The organism is Cupriavidus sp. WGlv3, assembly GCF_023952475.1.
Classification (GTDB): domain Bacteria; phylum Pseudomonadota; class Gammaproteobacteria; order Burkholderiales; family Burkholderiaceae; genus Cupriavidus; species Cupriavidus phytorum.
This window is the reverse complement of sequence record NZ_JALHRX010000120.1, coordinates 1-725: the sequence shown is the minus strand read 5'-3', so window position 1 is coordinate 725 and position 725 is coordinate 1. Positions and strand designations below refer to the sequence as shown.

Below are 725 nucleotides of genomic sequence, written 5' to 3'. Positions count from 1 at the left end.
TCGGTCTTGGCCGCCGGGTTGACCACGTCGTTGGCGCCCAGCACCAGCACCACGTCGGCCTGGCCGAACTCGCTGTTGATGTCTTCCATCTCGAAGACCTGGTCGTACGGCACCTCGGCCTCGGCCAGCAGCACGTTCATGTGGCCCGGCATGCGGCCCGCCACCGGGTGGATCGCGTACTTCACGGTCACGCCCTTTTCGGCCAGCTTTTCGGTCAGTTCCTTCAGCGCGTGCTGGGCGCGTGCCACCGCCAGGCCGTAGCCGGGCACGATGATCACGGTCTCGGCGTTGCCCATCAGGAAGGCGGCGTCGTCCGCCGAGCCCGACTTGACGTTGCGCTGCGCCTGGGCGCCGGCGGCCACGCCAGCCGACGCATCGCCGCCGAAGCCGCCCAGGATCACGTTGAAGAACGAGCGGTTCATCGCCTTGCACATGATGTACGAGAGGATGGCACCGCTTGACCCCACCAGCGAGCCGGCGATGATCAGCATCGGGTTGTTCAGCGAGAAGCCGATGCCGGCCGCCGCCCAGCCCGAGTACGAGTTCAGCATCGACACCACCACCGGCATGTCGGCGCCGCCGATCGGGATGATGATCAGCACGCCCAGCACGAAGGCGATCGCCAGCATCACCAGGAACGGCAGCCATTCCTGCGTCATGAAGAAGGCGATGCCGAAGCCGACCATGGCCACCGCCAGCGCCAGGTTCAGCATGTGCTGGCCGGC

General features: G+C 66.9%; 1 protein-coding gene. It reads right to left on the bottom strand.

Annotated elements, in window-relative coordinates; translation table 11 throughout:
- Positions 1–725, bottom strand: a 725-nt coding sequence (locus MKD38_RS30765; protein WP_252682445.1) for an NAD(P)(+) transhydrogenase (Re/Si-specific) subunit beta, incomplete at both ends; no start/stop codon positions are given.